Source organism: Vibrio sp. JZG120 (assembly GCF_053890955.1).
The window spans coordinates 361,216-382,612 of the sequence record NZ_JBSRRK010000001.1; the positions used below are offsets into that span (position 1 = coordinate 361,216).

The window sequence follows — 21,397 nt, forward strand, 5'->3', positions numbered from 1 at the left end:
TCTATTTGCACCATTGTGCACTCTTAACACGACGATTGTATTCAACAGGGCGTAACCGTCCTGAGCATTTCATACCCTGAATTTTTTCTGGGGGCATCTGTCGTGTGTTAAGCCTTGTTATTAAAAGCTTCACTTCGTAGTGAAGGGATGATGTTTACATGAAAAAAACAGCAAAGCAGCAAAAGAACAGAAAGCTGATGAATCACTATTCAGCTTGGAAATATGTCGTATTAATCACGACGGTCATTATCTTAACGTTAAGCGCGATTCCGACTTGGTTCGGTGAGCAACCATCGATCCAGCTAACGTTTTCAAACCAAAACAGCAGTGAAATGTCGGTTGTTCAGTTGAATCAACTACTGAAAACCAATCACATCTCAGCAGACAAAATCATCGAAAAAGATGGTAAAACAACCATTGTATTCGATGATGAAAATGCGCAAAGCAAAGCTCGTGCGTTACTAAACAATGAGCTAAATAAAGAAGACAGCATTACCTTCTCATATGTGTCTGTTGCTCCAGAGTGGCTGAATGAGATGGGGTTTAGCCCAATCAAACTCGGTCTTGACCTTCGCGGTGGGGTACAGTTCCTCTTGAATGTTGACGTAAATAAAGCATTTGAGGAGCAACGTAATGCTTTGATCGATGAGATCAAAGCAAGCCTGCGAGATCAGCGCGTGCGTGGTGTACAAATTCGCGCAGAAAGTGGTAACCGCATTGCGGTAAACAGTGAGAGTGATACCGCCCTAGCTGAAGTAAACAAATTCTTGCGTCAAAACTATCCAGGTTGGGTGGTGAAAAGCTCGTCTCGCGGTTTTGTTCTTGAGCCAAGTGAGCAGAATATTCAAGAGTTCCAATCAACGACATTGCAACAAAACTTGAAGATTATGCGTGGTCGTATTGAAGAGCTAGGCATTACGGAAGCATTAGTTCAGCGTCAGGGTAAAGACAGCATTCGTATTGAGCTCCCAGGTGTACAAGACCCAGCACAAGCGAAAAACGTTATTGGTGCCACTGCGAGTTTGGCATTCTACGAAGTGAAAGATGCAAGCCAAGCGCGAAGCGGCCAAGATCTTGTGCTGAAAGATAACGATGGCCGAACGGTTATTCTGGAGAAACGACCAGTCCTAACGGGTGAGCACATTGTTAACGCTCGTGCAGGCGTCGACAATATGGGTATGTCAGAAGTTAACATCTCGCTTGACCACGCGGGCGGTAAAAAGATGAGTGATTTCTCTGCAACGCATATTGGCAAACCAATGGCGACGGTTTATCGCGAATACAAGACAAACGATCGTGGCGTAACAGAGCGCAGCGAGCGCGTTATCAGCGTTGCGACTATTCAATCTCAACTTGGTAGCCAGTTCCGTATTACCGGCGCTGGCAGCATGGACGAAGCGCAGCAGTTAGCGCTATTACTTCGTGCGGGGTCGCTAACAGCCCCGGTTACTATCGTAGAAGAGCGCACTATTGGTGCTTCTTTGGGAGCTGAAAACATTGAAAATGGTTTTGCGGCACTTGCTTTAGGTATGGGGTTAACACTGACCTTTATGGCACTTTGGTACCGCCGCTTAGGTTGGGTGGCGAATGTGGCGCTTTGTGCCAACATGCTTTGTTTGCTTGGCCTAATTGCCTTGTTACCAGGTGCGGTGCTAACGCTTCCAGGTATTGCAGGTTTGGTGTTAACCGTTGGTATGGCAGTGGACACCAACGTTATTATCTTCGAACGTATTAAGGACAAAATGCGTGAAGGCCGCAGTTTCGCTCAAGCGATTGATCTGGGCTTTGATAGCGCGTTCTCGACCATCCTTGATGCCAACATTACTACCATGATCACCGCCGTGATTTTATACGCCATCGGTAACGGTCCAATTCAAGGCTTTGCCTTAACACTCGGATTAGGTTTGTTAACCAGTATGTTTACAGGCGTATTTGCCTCTCGAGCAATGATCAATTTAATTTGGGGCCGAGATGCCCGTCGTGATGTGAGGGTTTAATCATGGTCGAAATGCTAAAACAAAATATTCGTAAAATTCGCCACTTTACTACGCTAGTTTCTATCGTTTTGACGGTGATCGCACTTGGTGCTCTGGGCTTTAAAGGGTTGAATCTTGGCTTGGATTTCACTGGTGGTATGGTGACAGAAGTGAAAGTCGATAAGTCGTTAACCAACCACGATCTGCTTGATGCACTGCAACCAAAACTTGGTGAATCAACCTCTGTCACCCGCACAGGTGAAGATGGTCGTTGGCTTATTCGCTACTCCGCCCCAGAAGAAGGACAAACTCTGCCGAGTGTGGAAGAGGTATTAAAGCCAGTTTCACATCAAGTTGATGTCGTCAGCAACAGTATTGTTGGTGCTCAAGTTGGTCAGGATTTGTTTGATCAAGGCGGTTTAGCACTATTGATTTGTGTGCTGAGCATCCTTGGTTACTTGTGTTTCCGTTTTGAATGGCGCTTAGCGAGTGGCTCTGTATTTGCTCTGGCTCATGACGTAATTGTCGTCCTCGGCTTCTTTGCCGTTACCCAAATGGAATTCAACTTAACGGTTTTTGCTGCCGTATTGGCAATTTTAGGCTACTCATTGAATGATTCGATCATCATTTCAGATCGAATTCGTGAGCTACTGATCGCGAAACAAAGTTGGAAAATGGAAGACATCAATGATCAGGCTGTCATCGCGACGTTCTCTAGAACGATGGTGACATCAGGCACAACACTGATTACTGTTGGTGCACTATGGATTATGGGGGGAGCACCGCTAGCGGGTTTCTCAACCGCGATGTTTATTGGTGTGCTATCAGGTACATGGTCTTCCATTTCCATTGGTACCGTATTACCTGAACTGTTCAAACTAGAACCGAAGCACTACTTACCTGTCGAGATTGATACCGCGCCGTAATGCGAGGTGCTGAAGGTAAAAAGTGCTTGCGCCACTCTGTTTGAGTGGCGTTTTACTTTGTGCTATTTCACACGCATCAGGCGGTGTTTGACGTGACCTAAGTCGAACTCAATGATTTGAGAGCGCTTCATCGATTCAACCAGGCGCAGCATGGATGTGTGATAACCTTTCTTTTTCATCCATTGCAATGGCTCGGAAAAGCTGTCTTCGTTTACAACGTAAGATTCGCCTTTGTGTTCTCCAGCATAAACGTTTACGACCCAAACCCGGGCCTGAAAATCTAATACTTCACTTATGTTTCGCGTAATTTTTCTTAGGATATTTTTCATCATTTCCAGCGTTGCTTTAGCTCAGTAATAGCCAAACACCAACCCCCATCATTAAAGTGCCCGCGATACGGTTCATCAGGCGCACATTCTTTGATTGACCCAACACGCGTTTCAGTCCTTTACCACCCGTGGCATACAGAGACATACAAATGAACTCAAAAAGAAGAATGATGGAGACAAGCACGATCAGCTGTGGAGCAAGAGCCGCATTTTGATCGATAAAAGGCGGCAGTAGAGAAATCATAAATGCCCAGCCTTTTGGGTTTGCGATAGCGGTAACGAAGCCTTGCATGATGAGCGCGACATTGCCACTTTTGGGTTTTTCTAAATTATCGACATTTATTGCTAACTTACCTCGAGATCGCCACATTTCTACACCAAGATAGAGTAAGTAGCCGCCACCAATAAACTTTAGTGCGATAAACATCCAAGGATAGTTGAGCATGATCGCGGCGATCCCTAGTACTGCCGAGACTGAAACCAGCGCGACACCGACGAGTTCACCAATCATCATCAATAATGTGCGGCGATAACCGATACTCATTCCTAGCGTTAAGGCGAGCGTCATGCACATTCCTGGTGTAATTGAGACAAAAAAGAAGGTAGGGATGAACATACTGAGCAATGCAAGATTCATGTTTGTTGATAACTAAGTGATTTGATAGAAGCCACAAAGATAGTGCAAATTAATAAAGGATACTATCCCCAAATATCCCCAAATATCCCCAAATAACCTCAAGGTGCTAGGTTCAGCGAGAATGACTTGGCTCACAGGCACGGCAACGATTTGAAGATCTAGTGGTTCTAAATCAAAAATCGTTAACAAAGGCTGTGGGATAAGGAAACTCGCCCTGCGGAGCATGTCACTGACACGATTTCTGCATCTTGACGTCATTTGGGTATAACATCAATTTACTGGGTTAAAGAATCTAGATGATTGCTTTAGGAGATGGCACTATCGAATATTGCACCGTACCGGTACTTCAATAGATAAAAAGTGATTCGATACGTTAAATGCTAATTAATTGATGTTATTTGGATATTTAAAATAAAACTGAAATTATTTTTTAATTGCTGCGTCATAATAGTGCGAACTGCACCAAAATGAGACGTTTTCTTCTATTTTTTACATTCTAAATATACCAGTTTTCATAAGTAAAACTATAAATATAAAATTAAGGTTATACTATCAGTAATACCATTTAAGTTAGTAATTAAATGATATTACTGACAATTGCTTATATTGATATTTGAATTATTATTCTAATCGTATTTATAGAGAACAACTCTGAGCATGAGAGTAGTATCTGAAATCATGAGATGATGTAACGTCCACTGCTCGGTATGTAAATTATTGATAAATAATGATTAAATTTATGTTCTGATAAGCTTGTGTTTAACTTTATTTTATTTAAAACAATGACTTATAAATAGTTAACCATTTTATAACATTTCATGTTTAATGAGATCTAAATCAATCTTATGCAAATGGATTAGTTTTTTATTTGAAATGTAATATTTCTGGTTTAACTTAAAATAAAAGGCATCACAGGATTGATAGCCAAAAGAATAAATAAACACGTCAGTTGGTGATTTATTTCATCAGTGTATTTAGTTTGCTTTTTTAAATGCCGTTAAGAATGGAGTCTTCGATGAAGAAAGTCGCTTTGATCACCGGATCAAAAGGCGGAATTGGTTCTGCTATTTCCTCTCAATTAGTGAATGATGGTTACCGTGTAATCGCTACGTATTTCACAGGCAACTATGAATGTGCGTTGGAGTGGTTCAACAGTAAAGGGTTTACCAAAGATCAGGTTCGCCTTTTTGAGTTGGACGTAACAAACACTGCAGAGTGTGCAGCAAAGTTAGCGCAATTGCTTGAGGAAGAAGGGACCATTGATGTCGTTATCAACAACGCAGGTATCACACGTGATGGCGTGTTTAAAAAGATGACTGCGCAAGCTTGGAATGACGTCATTAATACCAACCTCAATAGTCTATTCAACGTTACGCAACCTCTATTCGCTGCGATGTGCGAAAAAGGCGGTGGTCGTGTCATTAACATCTCTTCAGTCAATGGCCTAAAAGGGCAGTTTGGTCAAGCAAACTACTCGGCGGCGAAAGCTGGGATGATAGGTTTCTCTAAAGCCTTGGCGTATGAAGGTGCTCGCTCGGGTGTGACAGTAAATGTTATTGCGCCAGGTTACACTGGTACACCAATGGTTGAGCAAATGAAGCCAGAAGTATTGGAATCCATCACGAATCAAATCCCAATGAAACGCCTTGCTACACCAGAAGAAATTGCAGCATCAGTGAGCTTCTTGGTCAGCGATGCAGGGGCCTATATCACCGGTGAGACTTTGTCGGTGAATGGCGGCCTATACATGCACTAAGGAGAGAAGATGATGGAAAAAGTGTTTATCGTAGCGGCGAAGCGCACTCCAATTGGCGCCTTTGGTGGCAGTCTTAAAAATACCTCTGCTGGCAATTTGGCAGCAGTAGCGATTAAGGGCGCATTGGAAGCGGCGAAGTTGAATGGCGACAAGATTGACGAAGTCATTGTTGGCAACGTTGTCGGCGCAGGTCAAGGCATGGGAGTCGGTCGTCAGGCGGCATTGTTCGCTGGGATTCCGGACGCGGTTCCTGCGTATGGCGTAAACATGGTGTGCGGCAGTGGCATGAAAACCGTCATGGATGCGGTTTCACATATCCGTAGTGGCGATACAGAGATTGTTGTTGCAGCAGGTGTTGAGGTCATGTCTCAGATTCCGTTTGCCGCGCCAAGTAGTATTCGTGATGGCAACAAAATGGGCAACCTAGAGCTGAAAGACCTGCTCGTAGCAGACGGTTTAACCGACGTTTATAACCAATATCACATGGGTGTGACGGCAGAAAACGTTGCAAAAGAAATCGGCCTAACCCGTCAACAGCAAGACGAGTATGCGCTGTCTAGCCAACAGAAAGCGGTGGCGGCAATCGAAGCGGGCAAATTCAAAGACGAAATTGTGCCTGTAGAAGTAAAGCAACGCCGTGAAACGGTGCTATTCGATACCGACGAATACCCAAAGGCTAATGCGACTATGGAAGCGTTAAGCAAGCTGCGCCCTGCTTTTGACCGTGAAGGCACTGTGACTGCGGGGAATGCATCAGGTATTAACGATGGTGCGAGTGCAATTATCGTCGCGTCTGAGAGCGCAGTTAAAGCACATGGACTCACGCCTATTGCTGAGATCGTAAGCTATGCGCAATCGGGGCTTGATCCGAAAATTATGGGTCTAGGTCCAGTGGAGTCAGTCAATAAAGCATTAGCAAAAGCGGAATTAACGGTAAACGACATTGACGTTTACGAGTTAAACGAAGCATTTGCTGCGCAAGCACTTGGCGTGATTCATCAGTTGGCGGAAACCAACCAAGTTCCCGTTAACGCGATTCAAGATAAAGCGAACTTTAATGGTGGTGCTATCGCGCTAGGTCACCCACTTGGTGCATCGGGCAACCGAATCTTAGTGACGCTTGTTCACGAGCTTCATAAGCAAAATGGTCAATATGGTGTCGCATCACTTTGTGTGGGCGGCGGCATGGGGACGGCTGTGGTTATAAAAGCAGTTAAGTAATTATTTAAACGGACATTTTTAATTCTTTCTCTAGGAGATAAACCATGTACACAGATTTCTTCAAAACCTTTAGCGATCAAACTGAAAAAAATCTAGAACCTTACTTGAAGTTCAACAAGCTAGTGACAAAAAACGTAGAAGTGTTGACTGAGCTTCAACTGAACGCAATTCGTACTTACAGCGAAGTGGGTCTGAACCAAATGAAAGCGGCATCAGAAATCAAAGACGTAACGTCATTGACTGCTTTCAACAGCCAGCAACTAAGCGTTCTTACTAAGCTTTCTCAACAAATGATGGACGACAGCAACAAGCTTCAAGCTATTGCAAAAGAGTTCAAAGAAGACGTTGAGAAAATGACTTCGGAAAATCTAAAGACTGTTACTCCAGCGTAATTTGTCCGATTCTCGCCGCCTTAGGGTCTCTAGACCCTAATTTGGGCGGCGTTGTTTTTTCCGAATATAGGAGTAAGACTATGTTTCAGCACTTCTTTTCGGACTATCTTGTACAGCTTCAACAAACCAATCAACAGTGGTGGCATGATTTCGAAGTGAACAAGGCAGTCGTGAACTCTCCTTTAAATAAGGCCATGCAAGAAGTGAACTTGGAAGACACTGCCAAACTCTTCGAACAAGCTGTAAATCAACCTGCTGCGATCTTAAAACTGCAAGCAGAATGGTGGGAACAGCAGCTACAAATTTGGCAGAATGTCGCGTTGGCGGGTAATCAAAAACAGGTCATCGAAGCAGAAAAAGGGGACAAGCGTTTTTCTAATGAAGCGTGGCAAAATGAGGTGATGTATAGCTTCATTAAGCAATCCTACCTGTTATTCAGTAAGACTTATTTAGATACAATTGAGTCACTCGAAGGTTTGGATGAAAAATCTAAAGAGCGAATACTTTTCTTTTCTCGTCAAGCCATCAATGCACTTTCCCCTTCGAATTTCATCGCGACGAATCCAGAACTCTTGAAACTGACACTTGAGCAAAACGGTCAAAACCTTCTGGCTGGCTTAGAGCAGTTAAAAGAAGACGTTGAGTCCAGTGCGGACATTTTGAAAATTCGTATGACGAACAACAATGCGTTCCGCGTGGGTGATGACGTTGCGACCACTCCGGGCGATGTGGTTTTTCAAAACGAATTGTTTGAGTTGATTCAATATCGACCTCTAACAGAGAAAGTGAATGCGACGCCACTGCTCATCGTTCCGCCTTTCATTAATAAATACTACATCCTTGACTTAACAGCGAAGAACTCAATGGTTCGATGGTTGCTAGAGCAGGGACATAGCGTATTTATGATGTCTTGGCGCAACCCAGGCAAGGCACAAGCGCATGTAGAGTTTGGTGACTATGTGACAGAAGGCGTCGTCAAAGCCGTCGCCGCAATTGAAGATATAACGGGCCAAGAGCAAATCAACGCGGCTGGTTACTGTATCGGTGGTACGGTTCTGGCGAGCACGGTTGCGTACTATGCGGCAAAACGTATGAAGAAGCGTATTAAATCTGCGACTTTCTTCACCACATTGCTCGACTTTTCTCAGCCAGGCGAAGTTGGCGCGTACATCAATGACACCATTGTGAGTGCAATTGAGGCGCAAAACAACGCAAAAGGGTATATGGACGGTCGTTCATTAAGCGTCACATTCAGCTTACTGCGCGAAAATAGCTTGTACTGGAACTACTATGTAGACAACTACTTAAAGGGTAACAGCCCAGTCGATTTTGACTTGTTGTACTGGAACAGTGACAGCACCAACGTGAGTGCTGCCTCCCATAACTTCTTGCTTCGTGAGCTCTATTTAGAGAACAAGCTGGTGCAAGACAAAGGCGTCAAAATTGGTGGGGTATGGATTGACCTAAATAAGATCAAAATTCCTAGCTATTTTGTATCAACGAAAGAAGACCATATTGCGTTATGGCAGGGAACTTATCGTGGTGCCCTGAACACTGGTGGCAACAAAACGTTTGTTCTCGGTGAGTCGGGTCATATTGCGGGTATTGTGAACCCTCCAGCGAAAAATAAGTATGGTTATTGGTTGAACGATACTTTGGATGATTCGGCTGACGAGTGGTTGAATAATGCCGAGCACAAAGAGGGGTCGTGGTGGACACATTGGAATGAATGGCTACTTCAATTCAATCCTAAAGAGCAAGTCGAACCATTCCCTATTGGCTCGGAAGACCACCCAGCAATCGATGAAGCTCCAGGGCAATACGTCAAGCAGGTTCTGCCAGTAAAAGAATCTTAAACAACTCCCTATAGCAGTAAATTTTAGCGACCTTTATGGTCGCTTTTTTTGGTCGTTACTGACTACCTTATTATACCGATTGAGTATATGTATCGGTTGAGGACATTTTGGGCCGAAAGTGACGGTGAATAAAAAAGCGCCGAGTAGATACTCAGCGCTTAGTGTCAACAAATAGGCAAGTTGACGGGTAGAGGTGCGTTACGTTACACCTCTTTATCCTTACCAAATGACAGCAGCCAGAGAGAGATTGCTGCTACTGCCACAAAGCCGGAAAGAATAATCACAGGCATGGCGCTATAGCCAAGGATATGCCAAATTACAGATTCTAAAGTACTCATGGGAAGTCTCCTTAGTGCCAGCCTTCAACGCCGCTCATGTCCGGTAGTTTGTGCGCGATGCCTTTGTGACAATCAACGCAGGTTTTCTCTCCAGAAGCTAGCGCAGTAGAGTGCTGTTCCGCTGCTCGTGAGCCTTGTTGAGAGTAATCCATATAATCAAACTCGTGACAGTTACGACACTCAAGAGAGTCATTCTTTTTCATTCGTGCCCACTCTCGCTCAGCAAGGTGTCCTCGACGCTCTTGGAACTTCTCTGGTGTATCGATAGTACGCAGAACATAGTGAGCGAATAGCTCTTTGGATGCTTGTACTTTACGAACGATCTTATCTGTCCATTCATGAGGAACGTGACAGTCTGAGCAGATGGCACGAACACCAGAACGGTTAGAGTAGTGAATTGTTTCTTGAATTTCAGCAACGATTGGTGCGTGACAGCCAGAACAGAACTCTTCTGTGTTGGTTGCCTCCATACCTGTGTTGAATGCGCCCCAAAACAAAAGACCGCCAGCAAAACCTAAGAACAAAACCAAACCAGCGGCAGCTTTACTTGGGTTCTTCAGTCTTTTCCAAAACGCTTTAAGTATTTTCATAAATAACCTCTTCGTACTCGCGTTTCAATTACTGAAGCGAATCAACTGCCTCGAACTTGTTTTCAACTAGTGGCTTAGCATTAGTTTGTGGCACGTGGCATTGCAAACAGAAGTAACGACGAGGAGACATATCCGCCAATACAGCATCTTCTCGGTTTACATAGTGCGTTACGCTAATTTTAGTCGCGCCTGACTCTTTTGCATTTTTCCAGCTGTGGCACGCAAGACACTTATTAGCATTTAACGACACTTCGTAGTGACGGATGCTGTGTGGGATCAACGGTGGTTGATAAACAAAGCTATCTTCAACAATCTGGTCTTTAGGGAAGTCTTTGAACTCATCTGCTGGGCGTGTGTCTTCCAATTGAGACATTCCACGTAGAGACTCTAGACCACCAATGCCACCTGGATTATCTAACTCAGCTTGCGCAATGCCTGTCACTAAAGCACCTACAGATAAAAGTGCGACAAGTAATTTTTTCATCATTTCATCTCCGCCTTTATGGCTTAAATTCTTTATTAGGCCGCCATAGTGACGGCCGTAGCATTCGGTATCTGAAGGTTAAGCAATCTTAGTGATTTTGACTGGACACTTCTTAAAGTCTGTCTGTTTAGACAGTGGGTCAGTCGCATCTAGGATGAGCTTATTAATCAAAATACGTGCATCAAAGAACGGTACGAATACCAAACCTTTTGGCGGACGGTTACGACCGCGAGTTTCAACACGAACGCGTACTTCGCCGCGTTTGTTTGCCATGAGTACTTCTTCACCACGACGAACGTTACGCGCTTTTGCGTCTTCAGGGTGCATGTAACACACTGCGTCTGGTACTGCTTTGTATAGCTCAGGTACACGACGAGTCATGGTGCCTGTGTGCCAATGTTCAAGAACACGACCAGTACATAGCCACATATCAAACTCATCGTTTGGCACTTCTGGTGGCGCTTCATATGGTGCAGAGATAATCTTCGCTTTGCCGTCAGCATTGCCGTAGAAATCCCAACCAGAACCTTCTTTTGCGTATGGGTCAGAACCTTCTTTAAAGCGCCATTGTGTTTCCTTACCATCAACAACTGGCCAACGTAGACCACGCACTTCATGGTAACGGTCGTATGGTGCTAAATCATGCCCGTGACCACGGCCAAATGTTGCGTATTCCTCAAACAGACCTTTTTGAACATAGAAACCGAAGTGGTGGGCATCGTCATTCAGTTCGCGTGCTTCTTCGATAGGGAACTTGTCGACATTACCATTGCGGTATAGTACGTCGTACATGGTTTTACCACGGTACTGAGGCGCTTTCGCTAGTAGCTCTTCAGGCCACACTTCTTCCATTTTGAAGCGTTTCGAGAACTCCATTAGCTGCCATAGGTCAGATTTTGCCTGACCGACCGTGCCCACTTGTTGGTACCAAGCTTGAGTACGACGCTCTGCGTTACCGTAAGCACCTTCTTTCTCAATCCACATTGCAGTTGGAAGAATAAGGTCTGCTGCTTGCGCTGTCGCTGTTGGGTATGGGTCAGACACAACGATGAAGTTTTCAGGGTTGCGGTAACCTGGAAGACGTTCTGTGTTGATGTTTGGACCCGCTTGCATGTTGTTATTACATTGAACCCAATAACAGTTCAGAACGCCGTCATTCAACATGCGGTCTTGCAATACGGCGTGGAAGCCAGGTTTTGGTGGAATCGTACCTTCTGGCAGTTTCCAGATGTCTTCCGCAATCTTACGGTGTTTCGGGTTAGCTACTACCATGTCTGCAGGTAGACGGTGAGCGAAAGTACCAACCTCACGAGCGGTACCACACGCAGATGGTTGACCCGTTAGTGAGAATGGGCTGTTACCCGGAGTCGAGATCTTACCGGTTAGTAGGTGGATGTTGTAAACCAAGTTATTCATCCACACGCCACGAGTATGTTGGTTCATACCCATTGTCCAAAGTGACATTACTTTCGTATTTGGATTGGCGTATTGCTTCGCAAGCTCGATAAGCTTCTCTTTTTCAACACCAGAGATTTCAGAGGCTTTTTCAGCTGTGTAAGGTGCAACAGACTTTTTGTACTTTTCGAAAGAGATAGACGTTAGCTTGCCTGAGTTAGGGTTCTTCGCTGCTTTTTGTAGCGGATCATCGTCACGTAGGCCGTAACCGATGTCGGTATCTGCTTGAGTGAAGTTAGTGTGCTTGTTCACGAAGTCCCAGTTTACCGCATCGTTTTCGATGATGTAGTTCGCGATGAAGTTAGCAATCGCTAGGTCAGACTGTGGATTAAAAATGTAGCCGTGATCTGCCAACTCAAATGAACGGTGGTAGTAAGTAGAAAGCACGTTCACTTTAACGTGAGGGTGACTTAGGCGACGGTCAGTAATACGAGTCCATAGAACAGGGTGCATCTCTGCCATGTTCGAGCCCCATAGAACGAATGCGTCTGCGTTCTCAAAGTCATCGTAACAACCCATCGGCTCATCGATACCGAATGCGCGCATAAAGCCAACTACAGCAGAAGCCATACAGTGACGAGCGTTTGGATCAATGTTGTTTGAACGGAAGCCCGCTTTCATTAGCTTTGACGCAGCGTAGCCTTCCATTACTGTCCATTGGCCTGAGCCAAACATACCTACGCTTGTTGGACCTTTTTTCTCGAGGGAAGCTTTCCATTTCTCAGCCATGATGTCGAAAGCGTCATCCCAAGAGATAGGTGTAAATTCACCGTCTTTGTGGAATTTGCCATCTTTCATTCTCAGCATCGGCTGAGTCAGGCGGTCTTGACCGTACATGATCTTAGAAAGGAAGTAGCCTTTAATACAGTTTAGGCCTTTGTTTACTGGTGCTTCTGGGTCACCCTGTGTTGCTACCACTTTGCCATTTTGAGTACCAACAAGAACAGAACAGCCTGTACCACAGAAACGACAAGGTGCTTTGTCCCATGTGATTTTGGTTTGATCAGAGCTTGCAATCAGGTTGGCTGCAGATGCTGGTAGTGTCACACCTGCGACAGCAGCAGCTGATGCAGCCGCGTTTGCTTTCACAAACGCACGTCTTGTCATTTTCATACTTCACCCTCGATTTGGGAATGTTGTGTTCCAGTGTCTTCTTCATCCGTTTCTTCAAGCCCAGTTTCGATTTGGTGATAAACCAATACCGTGCTCAAGACATTCGGTAAATTGTTAATGGCATCGATAGTGTCTGTGATAAAACCTTGGTTTTCGGTTTCAAGCACGACGATAATCTTGCCTTCTGGACTGTCACCATAGATTTCCGCATTTTCATGTGCTTCGATCTGTTGTTTGATGTCGTCCAGATGTTCTGGCAGTACGTGTACTACCAAACTTGAAATATGCACTTCATTTAGTGACATATAGCTCTCTCATTTATTGCCTTTGGCCGACGACATACGGCTTAGGCTGTTATATTGCTCACATTGATGGATGAAGTCGGGCACACTGAAACACAGGCGCCGCAGCCGTTACACTCATCAAGGTCTAAATTGGGTTGTGCTACTTTCCCCAGCTCTAATTTGAACTGAATTGCCATTGGGTCGCACATATCCCCACAGCTTCGGCATTCGACATTTTGTTTTGCTAAGCAGCTATCGTTGATGATTGCTTTCGCTTGCCAAGGTTGCTCTGTTTTTGGCAAGAAAAGGGGCTCAGGACAGGCGTCTGCACACTGATAACAAAATGTGCATTCATCAATAGAAAAATCGACCGAAGGGAATCCGCCATCACTTTTAGTTATAATCTTTGTTTCGCAGGCCTCAATGCATTTACCGCAGCGAGTGCAATCGTCCGTAAACTGTTCTGGCTTGGTTAACCAAGGCAAACGTACGGCGTTGTCGGGGTGCGCTTTTCTTGCAAAGAGTCTTCTTCTGGAAAGGTCTACCACTTAGTCACCTCGAAACTTGGAACCCAAACTAAGCATAGTCCACAATTTTCATTAATAAACTGTCATTTAAACTAACGAAATTGTAGTTTTTGACATATTTGTATAAATACCTCTTAGGAGGTAAATGGGATGCAATATTGTTTTGGATCAATAAATTCCGTCGCAGGTGATCACATATTGATAAAGTTGAAAGGTAATGGGTTCATTGCACGTACAAATAGGGTTGTTAATGGGCGAGGAACTCAGATTGTTTAAAAATGTGAAAAAGTCAGTGACGCGCACGATTGCGTCCGCGATGCTTCTTATTTTGCTGCTTTCAGTTGCTACGACTGGTTTTGCAATTTTTACGTTAGCGTCAAGCTTGAATGATGCAGAAGCCGTCAATGTTGCTGGCTCAATGCGAATGCAAAGTTATCGTTTGGCACATGATATTCAGATTAAATCTGTTGATTACTCTTCACATATTGACGCATTTGAACATTCGATATACTCACCTTCCATGAAAGCACTCCAGCATTGGTCAGTGCCAGACGACATTACTCATGATTACTACCGTCTTATTATGAGATGGCATGAGCTCAAGTCGGTGTTGAGAGGAGACAACCCGGCGGAGTACCAACTCCTAGTGGCTGGTTTTGTAAAGCAGATCGATGAGTTTGTATTTAAGCTGCAAAGCTTTTCGGAGCAAAAGCTGATTAACTTAGCTTGGATTGGCGGGTTAGGGTTAGGCGGTATCCTTTGTGTCAGTATGTTTGTTGTCCATTTTGTGCGCCTCGAAGTTGTACGGCCCTTGCGTGCTTTAGTTTTTGCTAGCGAGCAAATTAAGAATCGCTCATTTAATATATCGCTTGATGTATCCAGCGATAATGAAATGGGGATCCTGACTCGAACCTTTAATCGGATGGCGACGGACCTTGGTAAGTTATACCGAGGGCTAGAACAAGCGGTTGATGAAAAAACGCGTAAATTACAGCATGCGAATCAGTCTTTAGAAGTATTGTATGACTCGTCGAAAGAGTTAACGGCTTCGCGTATTAATCAGGATAACTTCCAAGCCATATTGCAACATATTGCAAGTCTTGAAGGCATTAAAGCGGTCAAACTTGAAATAGAGCAATTGGGAGAACCGAGTTGGATATTGATGGAAGGGGAAGAGTGCTGCCACGACTGTGATGAAGATTGCCATAGTAAGGCTCTAACGTTAGACGGTGAGCACTTAGGCTATTTGTATTGGAAGGCCGGGTTACCTTGTCCGAATGAGGCACTGATTGACAACTTTGTGCAGATTTTATCGCGTGCCGTGTATTACAATCGAGCCCAACGCCAAGCAGAACAAATCCTACTGATGGAAGAGCGAGCCACCATTGCTCGGGAACTGCATGATTCATTAGCTCAAGCACTCTCTTATTTAAAAATTCAGGTCGCTTTATTAAAGAGAAGCGTAAAGAATTTGCCTGATGAAAAAGCGATAGCTCAGGCGAATCAAGTCATTGCCGAGTTGGATACGGGCTTATCTGCTGCTTATACCCAACTACGCGAATTACTGACGACGTTTCGTCTTACGATTAAAGAGGGCAGTTTTGGCCAAGCATTGCAAGATATGGTCGAAACGCTCAACGAACAAACCGTCGCTGACATTACGTTAAAAAATAGACTTTCTTCAACTGAACTGGATGCACACCAGCAGGTTCATTTACTACAGTTGATAAGAGAAGCGGCAATTAATGCCATCAAGCATGCGCAAGCAGATAATATTCACATTCAATGTCTTGATAATGATGGAAAAGTCACAGTAACCGTTACCGATGATGGAATAGGCTTTGAACATCAAGACGAAAAATTAAATCATTACGGTATGAGTATCATGCAAGAGCGAGCCGCTAGGCTGCATGCCGATCTTCACATTGAAGCATCGATAAACAAAGGCTGTACCGTAAAACTAGAATTCCAACATAGTAAGGAAGTAAACAGTGACAGTGTGTAAAGTAATGCTGGTGGATGATCATCCACTCATGCGACGAGGTATTCACCAACTTTTAAGCTTTGAGCCTGAGTTTGAAGTCGTTGCAGAAGCAAGTAATGGCGCAGATGCGGTAGCGAAAGCGCATGAGCTGGAACTGGATCTTGTACTTCTTGATCTCAATATGAAAGGCATGTCAGGCCTCGATACCTTACAAGCGCTACGTGCTGATGGTTGTGAAGCTCGAATTGTTATCTTAACCGTATCGGATAGCCCAGCTGACATAGAAGCAATAGTTAGAAGTGGTGCCGATGGCTATTTATTGAAAGACACTGAGCCCGATGAGTTGGTTGAGTTGCTAAAACAAGCACATCAAGGCGACAAAGCTTACAGCCAAGAAGTTTCTAAGTATTTGAGTGAGCGTTCAGGACAAGAGGACGTTTTTGATACGCTGACGGATCGCGAAACGCAGATCTTAAGAGAGGTGGCAAGAGGTTTCCGCAACAAGCAGATTGCCGACCGTCTTTTTATTTCTGAATCCACGGTTAAAGTGCATATGAAGAGTTTACTTAAAAAGCTTCAAGTTCCTTCTCGTACTGCGGCAACGGTTCTTTATCTTGAGCGCTTTGGCGATATCAAATAATACAGTTGAAGGTTAATCCAAAATTACTAATACAATCAATTATTTAGTGTGATTTTGATGGTAAAAAAACCGCCTTTAAGGCGGTTTTTTTATTTGTCTGGGCGAATAGAGTACAAGTCACTGTTGTGCTTACCGCACTCCAAATAGTACTGATAAGCCACTTTTTTGCTTTCAGCAATGACTCTCATGCAGTGCATTTTCCCCTGTTCAAAATATCGAATCTCATATTCTACACTGGTATCAAGTTGCTCAGCGGCTGCCATACTTCGCCTCCATAAACCATCCAAAAAACATCCATGCAAATTATATGCCGTTATAGGGAGCGTCGTTCGGTGCATTTTTTAGCCGATAATTGCGCTCTAACTCACTTTTTTGCGGATAGCTGTGATCAAAAAGTTAATTTCAAACTCTATATATTATTAAGGTGGCAATCAATATTTGTCACACTGGTGTAAGTTTGCCGCAATATTAAGTGATACAAGTTGAGTATAGAACTTAATCAATAGAAAAGGGAATACGAATAAGTGACTAAATTACAGGGTGTATCTAATAAGGTGCTTCGCTATGGCCTTCTATTTTGTTTCGTATTTCTTCTTGCCGGATGTACGAAGAAGTTTCTATACAGCAATATCGATTGGTTCGTTATCGATTACATAGAGGATTATGTTTCTCTGCAAGGTGAACAAGAAGTCCTAGTGGAAGAACGCTTATTATTGTTAGCAGAATGGCATAAGAAAGAAGAGTTACCGTTATATATCGATCATTTAAAAGAGCTTGAGAGATTAAAAGCGAGCGATATCACCCTAAATTATTTGCAGGAAAATCGAGATAGAATGCGAGCGCATTACGATAGAGTGGTAAGCAAAGCGGCACCAGACCTTTTTGCTTTGAGTTTACAGTTAACGAAAGATCAAGAACGGGAATTTCTGAGTAATGTACAAGAGCATTATCAAGAGCGAAACGCAAAATATGCGGATAAAACGGAAGATGAAATACGTGAAATTATTCTAGATAACACAGAAGAATGGATGGAAGAGTGGTTGGGAAGCCTATCAGAAAGTCAGCGCCAATTAGCTCAAACGTTTTCTCAGCAAGTCACTCTTAACAGTCCTTTATGGAGAGGTTATCGAGCAACGATATATCAAGAGCTTGAATATCTGTTCGACAACAAGTCCAATGCTGTCACTTATCAGGATATATTTATGCGCCTGTTGTTCGAGCCAGAGAGCTATTACAGTGAGCAGCTTTCTAAAAATATTGATTCTAACTTTGTGCTGGTCGATCAACTGACATTAGATATTTCTCAATCTATGACCGATAAACAATGGCGTCATTTTCGCGGTAAGGTAAAAGAGTGGCGAGTACTAGCTGAGGAATTATTAGATTAGATTCATGCTTCAATTGACGAGGGGATGTGCATTAGCCTTTCTTATGAAAAAATGATTCAAAGCAAATTCTTATTGAGCTAAGAGCGTAACATAGCTTGAGGTTTGATGAGGTAAGGTCAGCTTACTGATGGTTGATAAAGCCTCATCGTATAAAAACAATGAGAATAAATATGAAACATTTAGTTGAAAGATTTCTTCGCTACGTCACGTTCGATACCCAATCAAATCCACATGTTACGCTTTGCCCAAGCTCGCCTGGTCAGCTTGTGTTTGCTGAGTTGCTTAAGAAAGAGATGATCGAACTTGGCTTAAGTGATGTGACATTAGATAAAAATGGCTACTTGATGGCTAGACTGCCAGCTAACGTTGATTATGAGGTGCCGCCTATCGGCTTTATTGCCCATATGGATACCGCGCCTGACGCCTCAGGAAAAAACGTAAAACCGCAATTTATTGAAGATTATCAAGGTGGCGATATTGCGCTAGGGTTGGGGGATGAAGTGCTATCTCCGGTGCAATATCCAGATTTACATCATCTACATGGCCACAATCTTATCACTACCGATGGCACTACATTACTTGGCGCGGATAACAAAGCTGGTATTGCTGAGATTCTCTCTGCAGTCGCGCTGTTACTAGAAAATCCAGACATTCCACACGGCGACATTTGTATCGGCTTTACACCAGATGAAGAGATTGGCCGGGGCGCAGATTTATTTGATGTTGAAAAGTTTGGCGCGAAATGGGCATACACTATTGATGGTGGCCCGCAAGGTGAACTGGAATACGAAAACTTTAATGCGGCAAACGCCGATGTGATTTTTCATGGTGTTAGCGTTCATCCAGGTACCGCAAAAGGCAAAATGGTCAATGCGATGAACTTGGCTGCGAAATTTCAAGTTCAAATGCCCCAAGATCAAACTCCGGAAACAACCGAAGGCTACGAAGGGTTCTTCCATTTAAAATCGGCAGAAATGGGCGTGGCGCGAAGCGAGCTTGGTTACATTATCCGAGACTTTGATCGTCAGGGGCTTGAAGAGCGTAAAGCCTTTATGCAGAAACTCGTTGATGATATGAACGCGGGCTTACGCCATGGTTCTGTAGAACTGAAAATAACAGACAGCTATTACAATATGAGAGAAATGGTTGAGCCTTACCCGCATATCATTGAGCTAGCAAAGCAAGCGATGGAAGCGTGTGATGTGGAGCCAATTATAAAACCTATTCGTGGTGGTACAGATGGCGCTCGTTTATCTTTTATGGGGTTGCCGTGCCCGAATATCTTCACTGGTGGTTTTAACTTCCATGGGATTCATGAGTTTATTTCGGTTGAAATGATGGAGAAGTCAGTGCTTGTCATCGTCAAAATTGCTGAACTCACCGCTAAAAAACACGGTTAACAGATCAGGTCGAGCGGTTCTTGTCGATTGAATGGGGAAAAATAGCCCAGAGTCATCTGGGCTATTTTTAAATTCAAAAACGAAACATTAACGTACGTCTTTGTCTTCAATTTCTATGTCTTCTAGTGGTAGCCAGTCGACTTTCACACCCGCTTGGTCGAACATGTCTTGGCTGACTTGGATTTTATCTCCCCAGCGAGATAGAAAGTCTTCAGATTGCTCAGGGCAGTGAACGTGTGAGATCCCTGTTTGAATGATCTTTGCCGCGCAGTTAGGGCATGGAAAATGCGTCACCCAAATATCACATCCGTCTAAATCACGTTTTGAGAACAAAATTGCGTTCTCTTCTGCATGCAGTGTTTTTAGATATTTCAACTCGCGTTCATCGGTATCGACACTGTCAGAAACACCGTGCGGGTAGCCATTAAATCCAACAGATACAATGCGATTCTGTTTAGTGATAACTGCACCGACTTGTGTTGATGGGTCCTTACTCCAAGACGCCACTAGTTCTGCCATCTGGTAAAAGCGTTTTGCCCATTTAGAAATCATAGTCATCCTCTCTGTCGAAGGCGTTGAATTAATTGAATGATAACCCATTTATATTAAAAAAATAGTCAAAATCGAGGTCTTGAGTATGAAGGCGTCATTTTTTGTCTTTTTAACCATAAAACGTTCTTATCTTGAGCACCGAATCTCACTTTCCGTCTTTATACGATATCTTAATTCGCGTTTCCTAGCGCCCTAAATGCACGATGCCTGAGAGTGTATATCAAATAGTTATGATTGAGCTGTTTGTATATTGCTCATTAAATATCACTGTTAACTAAATTACTTTATTTTCTTTTTGTTTCTCATGTTTACATTTAGAAACATTTTGGGGGCTTTTGAGTGAAGTTTTCAGTTGCAGCAAGGAGTAAGGTTGATGGGAATTCAACAATATCCTGTTCTATAAAGACGGTAAATACATGCAAAAGAAACCACTTGTCGCACTAATGGCGGCTACAGCAATCCTCGCTGGATGCGGGGAAGCTAATAATGCCCAAAGGGAAGGCCAGGCGCCTCTCGTAGTGACTCAGGATGTCACGGTTATCGACTACCAACCGAGCAAGTCTTATATCGGTCGCATTGAAGCAGTAGAAGATACCAATATTACCGCGCAGATTTCTGGCTATTTAAAAGCTCGTCACTTTGAAGAGGGGCAAATGGTAGAAAAAGGACAGCTTCTTTATTCTATCGAGCCATCTTCTTTTGAAGCACAAGTCGCGAGCGCTAAAGCGGCACTTGCACAAGCAAAAGCCGCGCTAAAAAAAGCGGAACTAGACCACACCCGAGGTAAAAACTTGTTGCCTCGTGGTAGTATCTCTCAATCTGAGTTTGACGCCTTAACTGCGGCACTTCTTGGTGCGAAAGCCGAGCTAGAAGCAGCAAACGCTCAGCTTAAGCTTGCTGAAGTTAACCTTTCTTATACTCAAATCCGAGCTCCGTTCAGCGGTCGTATTAGCGATACCAAAGTGAGTACCGGTGATCTTGTTTCCCCTTCATCTGGCGTGCTGACGACATTGGTGAGCTTAGACCCAGTGCATACTTCATTTAGTGTGAGTGAGCGCGAGCGTTTAGCCATGGGGATGGATCAAGTCAAAGGCGACGGCTCAGCAGAATCAAACAGAGTTGAAGTTCAGCTTGAGCTGGAAAATGGTCAGTTTTTTGAGCATCTCGGTAAGCTCGATTTCTTAGGTAATCGTATTGATACCAAAACTGGTACGATTGCAATGCGTGCGCTAGTGCCAAACCCAGAGCAGAAGTTACTTCCGGGTCAGCACATCAAAGTGAACTTGAGAGATAAGAACACAAAAGACGTTATTGTTATCCCACGACGTGCCGTACAGACTGACTTAGAAGGTGACTTTGTGATGGTGATGGCTGAGGGAAGTGTGGCTGAGCGTCGTAACGTCGAGCTTGGACCTCAGGTTGAACAAGGCATTATCATTCGAGAAGGCCTCGAACAGGAAGATACGGTTATTACACAGGGCCTACAGCGTGTGCGTAATGGTGTAGAAGTGCGCATTCAAACACCTGCTGAAGATAAGCAGTAGGGGGC

At 44.0% G+C, this 21,397-nt stretch carries 21 protein-coding genes; 11 read left to right on the forward strand and 10 right to left on the reverse strand.

Features of this window, described 5'->3' with window-relative positions:
• The first annotated feature begins 158 nt into the window (after positions 1–158).
• A complete protein-coding gene (gene secD, locus ACWPOD_RS01670) occupies positions 159–1,997 on the forward strand; it encodes a protein translocase subunit SecD (protein WP_257898009.1) in 1,839 nt (612 codons plus the stop codon).
• A gap of 2 nt (positions 1,998–1,999) precedes the next feature.
• Positions 2,000–2,902: a protein translocase subunit SecF gene (secF, locus tag ACWPOD_RS01675; RefSeq protein ID WP_005397711.1), complete on the forward strand. Its 903-nt coding sequence runs from the start codon at positions 2,000–2,002 to the stop codon at positions 2,900–2,902.
• A gap of 62 nt (positions 2,903–2,964) precedes the next feature.
• Here the strand turns inward: secF and ACWPOD_RS01680 are convergent, their stop codons facing one another.
• On the reverse strand, positions 2,965–3,231 hold the full coding sequence (locus ACWPOD_RS01680) for a hypothetical protein (protein ID WP_012842361.1): 267 nt from the start codon (positions 3,229–3,231) through the stop codon (positions 2,965–2,967).
• A 16-nt stretch (positions 3,232–3,247) separates the two neighbouring features.
• Entirely contained in the window at positions 3,248–3,868 is a 621-nt protein-coding gene (locus ACWPOD_RS01685) for a LysE family translocator (protein WP_456231472.1), read from the reverse strand.
• Between the two features lie 1,015 nt (positions 3,869–4,883).
• On the opposite strand from ACWPOD_RS01685, the gene ACWPOD_RS01690 reads away from it, so the two are divergent.
• The 4 genes from ACWPOD_RS01690 to phaC all read left to right on the forward strand — a co-directional run bounded on the left by ACWPOD_RS01690 (position 4,884) and on the right by phaC (position 9,093).
• Positions 4,884–5,624 carry an SDR family oxidoreductase gene (locus ACWPOD_RS01690; RefSeq protein ID WP_005398281.1) on the forward strand — a complete coding sequence of 247 codons (741 nt, stop codon included), beginning with the start codon at positions 4,884–4,886 and terminating at the stop codon, positions 5,622–5,624.
• Between the two features lie 12 nt (positions 5,625–5,636).
• Positions 5,637–6,845 (forward strand): acetyl-CoA C-acetyltransferase, encoded by a 1,209-nt coding sequence (locus ACWPOD_RS01695; protein ID WP_237284959.1) that lies wholly within the window; start codon positions 5,637–5,639, stop codon positions 6,843–6,845.
• A 44-nt stretch (positions 6,846–6,889) separates the two neighbouring features.
• Positions 6,890–7,237, forward strand: coding sequence for a phasin family protein (locus ACWPOD_RS01700; protein ID WP_005398278.1), 348 nt, complete (start codon positions 6,890–6,892; stop codon positions 7,235–7,237).
• An 80-nt stretch (positions 7,238–7,317) separates the two neighbouring features.
• On the forward strand, positions 7,318–9,093 hold the full coding sequence (phaC, locus tag ACWPOD_RS01705; RefSeq protein ID WP_005398277.1) for a class I poly(R)-hydroxyalkanoic acid synthase: 1,776 nt from the start codon (positions 7,318–7,320) through the stop codon (positions 9,091–9,093).
• 203 nt (positions 9,094–9,296) lie between these two features.
• On the opposite strand, the gene ACWPOD_RS01710 is transcribed toward phaC, so the two are convergent.
• From ACWPOD_RS01710 to napF, 6 genes are all read right to left on the reverse strand, one after another.
• The gene (locus ACWPOD_RS01710) at positions 9,297–9,431 is read right to left on the reverse strand and encodes a TIGR02808 family protein (RefSeq protein WP_005373546.1); all 135 of its coding nucleotides are present in this window, start codon (positions 9,429–9,431) and stop codon (positions 9,297–9,299) included.
• An 11-nt stretch (positions 9,432–9,442) separates the two neighbouring features.
• Positions 9,443–10,021, reverse strand: coding sequence for a NapC/NirT family cytochrome c (locus ACWPOD_RS01715; protein ID WP_456231473.1), 579 nt, complete (start codon positions 10,019–10,021; stop codon positions 9,443–9,445).
• A 28-nt stretch (positions 10,022–10,049) separates the two neighbouring features.
• Positions 10,050–10,505 (reverse strand): nitrate reductase cytochrome c-type subunit, encoded by a 456-nt coding sequence (locus ACWPOD_RS01720; protein ID WP_031780699.1) that lies wholly within the window; start codon positions 10,503–10,505, stop codon positions 10,050–10,052.
• A gap of 78 nt (positions 10,506–10,583) precedes the next feature.
• Complete coding sequence (gene napA / locus ACWPOD_RS01725) at positions 10,584–13,073, reverse strand: periplasmic nitrate reductase subunit alpha (protein WP_456231474.1); 2,490 nt, start codon at positions 13,071–13,073, stop codon at positions 10,584–10,586.
• Positions 13,070–13,378 (reverse strand): chaperone NapD, encoded by a 309-nt coding sequence (locus ACWPOD_RS01730; protein WP_167427336.1) that lies wholly within the window; start codon positions 13,376–13,378, stop codon positions 13,070–13,072. The genes napA and ACWPOD_RS01730 overlap by 4 nt, the downstream gene beginning before the upstream one ends.
• 41 nt (positions 13,379–13,419) lie before the next feature.
• On the reverse strand, positions 13,420–13,905 hold the full coding sequence (napF, locus tag ACWPOD_RS01735; protein ID WP_167427337.1) for a ferredoxin-type protein NapF: 486 nt from the start codon (positions 13,903–13,905) through the stop codon (positions 13,420–13,422).
• Positions 13,906–14,152: 247 nt separating this feature from the next.
• Between napF and narQ the strand changes: the two genes are divergently transcribed.
• Together narQ and ACWPOD_RS01745 are read left to right on the forward strand one after the other, a co-directional pair.
• Positions 14,153–15,889 carry a nitrate/nitrite two-component system sensor histidine kinase NarQ gene (gene narQ, locus ACWPOD_RS01740; protein WP_167427338.1) on the forward strand — a complete coding sequence of 579 codons (1,737 nt, stop codon included), beginning with the start codon at positions 14,153–14,155 and terminating at the stop codon, positions 15,887–15,889.
• Entirely contained in the window at positions 15,876–16,508 is a 633-nt protein-coding gene (locus ACWPOD_RS01745; protein WP_005398453.1) for a response regulator, read from the forward strand. Before narQ ends, ACWPOD_RS01745 begins: the two co-directional genes overlap by 14 nt.
• Positions 16,509–16,597: 89 nt before the next feature.
• On the opposite strand, the gene ACWPOD_RS01750 is transcribed toward ACWPOD_RS01745, so the two are convergent.
• Positions 16,598–16,771 carry a hypothetical protein gene (locus ACWPOD_RS01750; RefSeq protein ID WP_005373524.1) on the reverse strand — a complete coding sequence of 58 codons (174 nt, stop codon included), beginning with the start codon at positions 16,769–16,771 and terminating at the stop codon, positions 16,598–16,600.
• A gap of 261 nt (positions 16,772–17,032) precedes the next feature.
• On the opposite strand from ACWPOD_RS01750, the gene ACWPOD_RS01755 reads away from it, so the two are divergent.
• A complete protein-coding gene (locus ACWPOD_RS01755; protein ID WP_031780521.1) occupies positions 17,033–17,896 on the forward strand; it encodes a DUF6279 family lipoprotein in 864 nt (287 codons plus the stop codon).
• A 170-nt stretch (positions 17,897–18,066) separates the two neighbouring features.
• Entirely contained in the window at positions 18,067–19,296 is a 1,230-nt protein-coding gene (gene pepT / locus ACWPOD_RS01760) for a peptidase T (RefSeq protein WP_047008127.1), read from the forward strand.
• Between the two features lie 87 nt (positions 19,297–19,383).
• Here the strand turns inward: pepT and ACWPOD_RS01765 are convergent, their stop codons facing one another.
• The gene (locus tag ACWPOD_RS01765; protein WP_005373515.1) at positions 19,384–19,848 is read right to left on the reverse strand and encodes a dCMP deaminase family protein; all 465 of its coding nucleotides are present in this window, start codon (positions 19,846–19,848) and stop codon (positions 19,384–19,386) included.
• A 416-nt stretch (positions 19,849–20,264) separates the two neighbouring features.
• Between ACWPOD_RS01765 and vmeY the strand changes: the two genes are divergently transcribed.
• Positions 20,265–21,392 (forward strand): multidrug efflux RND transporter periplasmic adaptor subunit VmeY, encoded by a 1,128-nt coding sequence (gene vmeY, locus ACWPOD_RS01770; protein WP_005396140.1) that lies wholly within the window; start codon positions 20,265–20,267, stop codon positions 21,390–21,392.
• Positions 21,393–21,397: the final 5 nt, after the last annotated feature.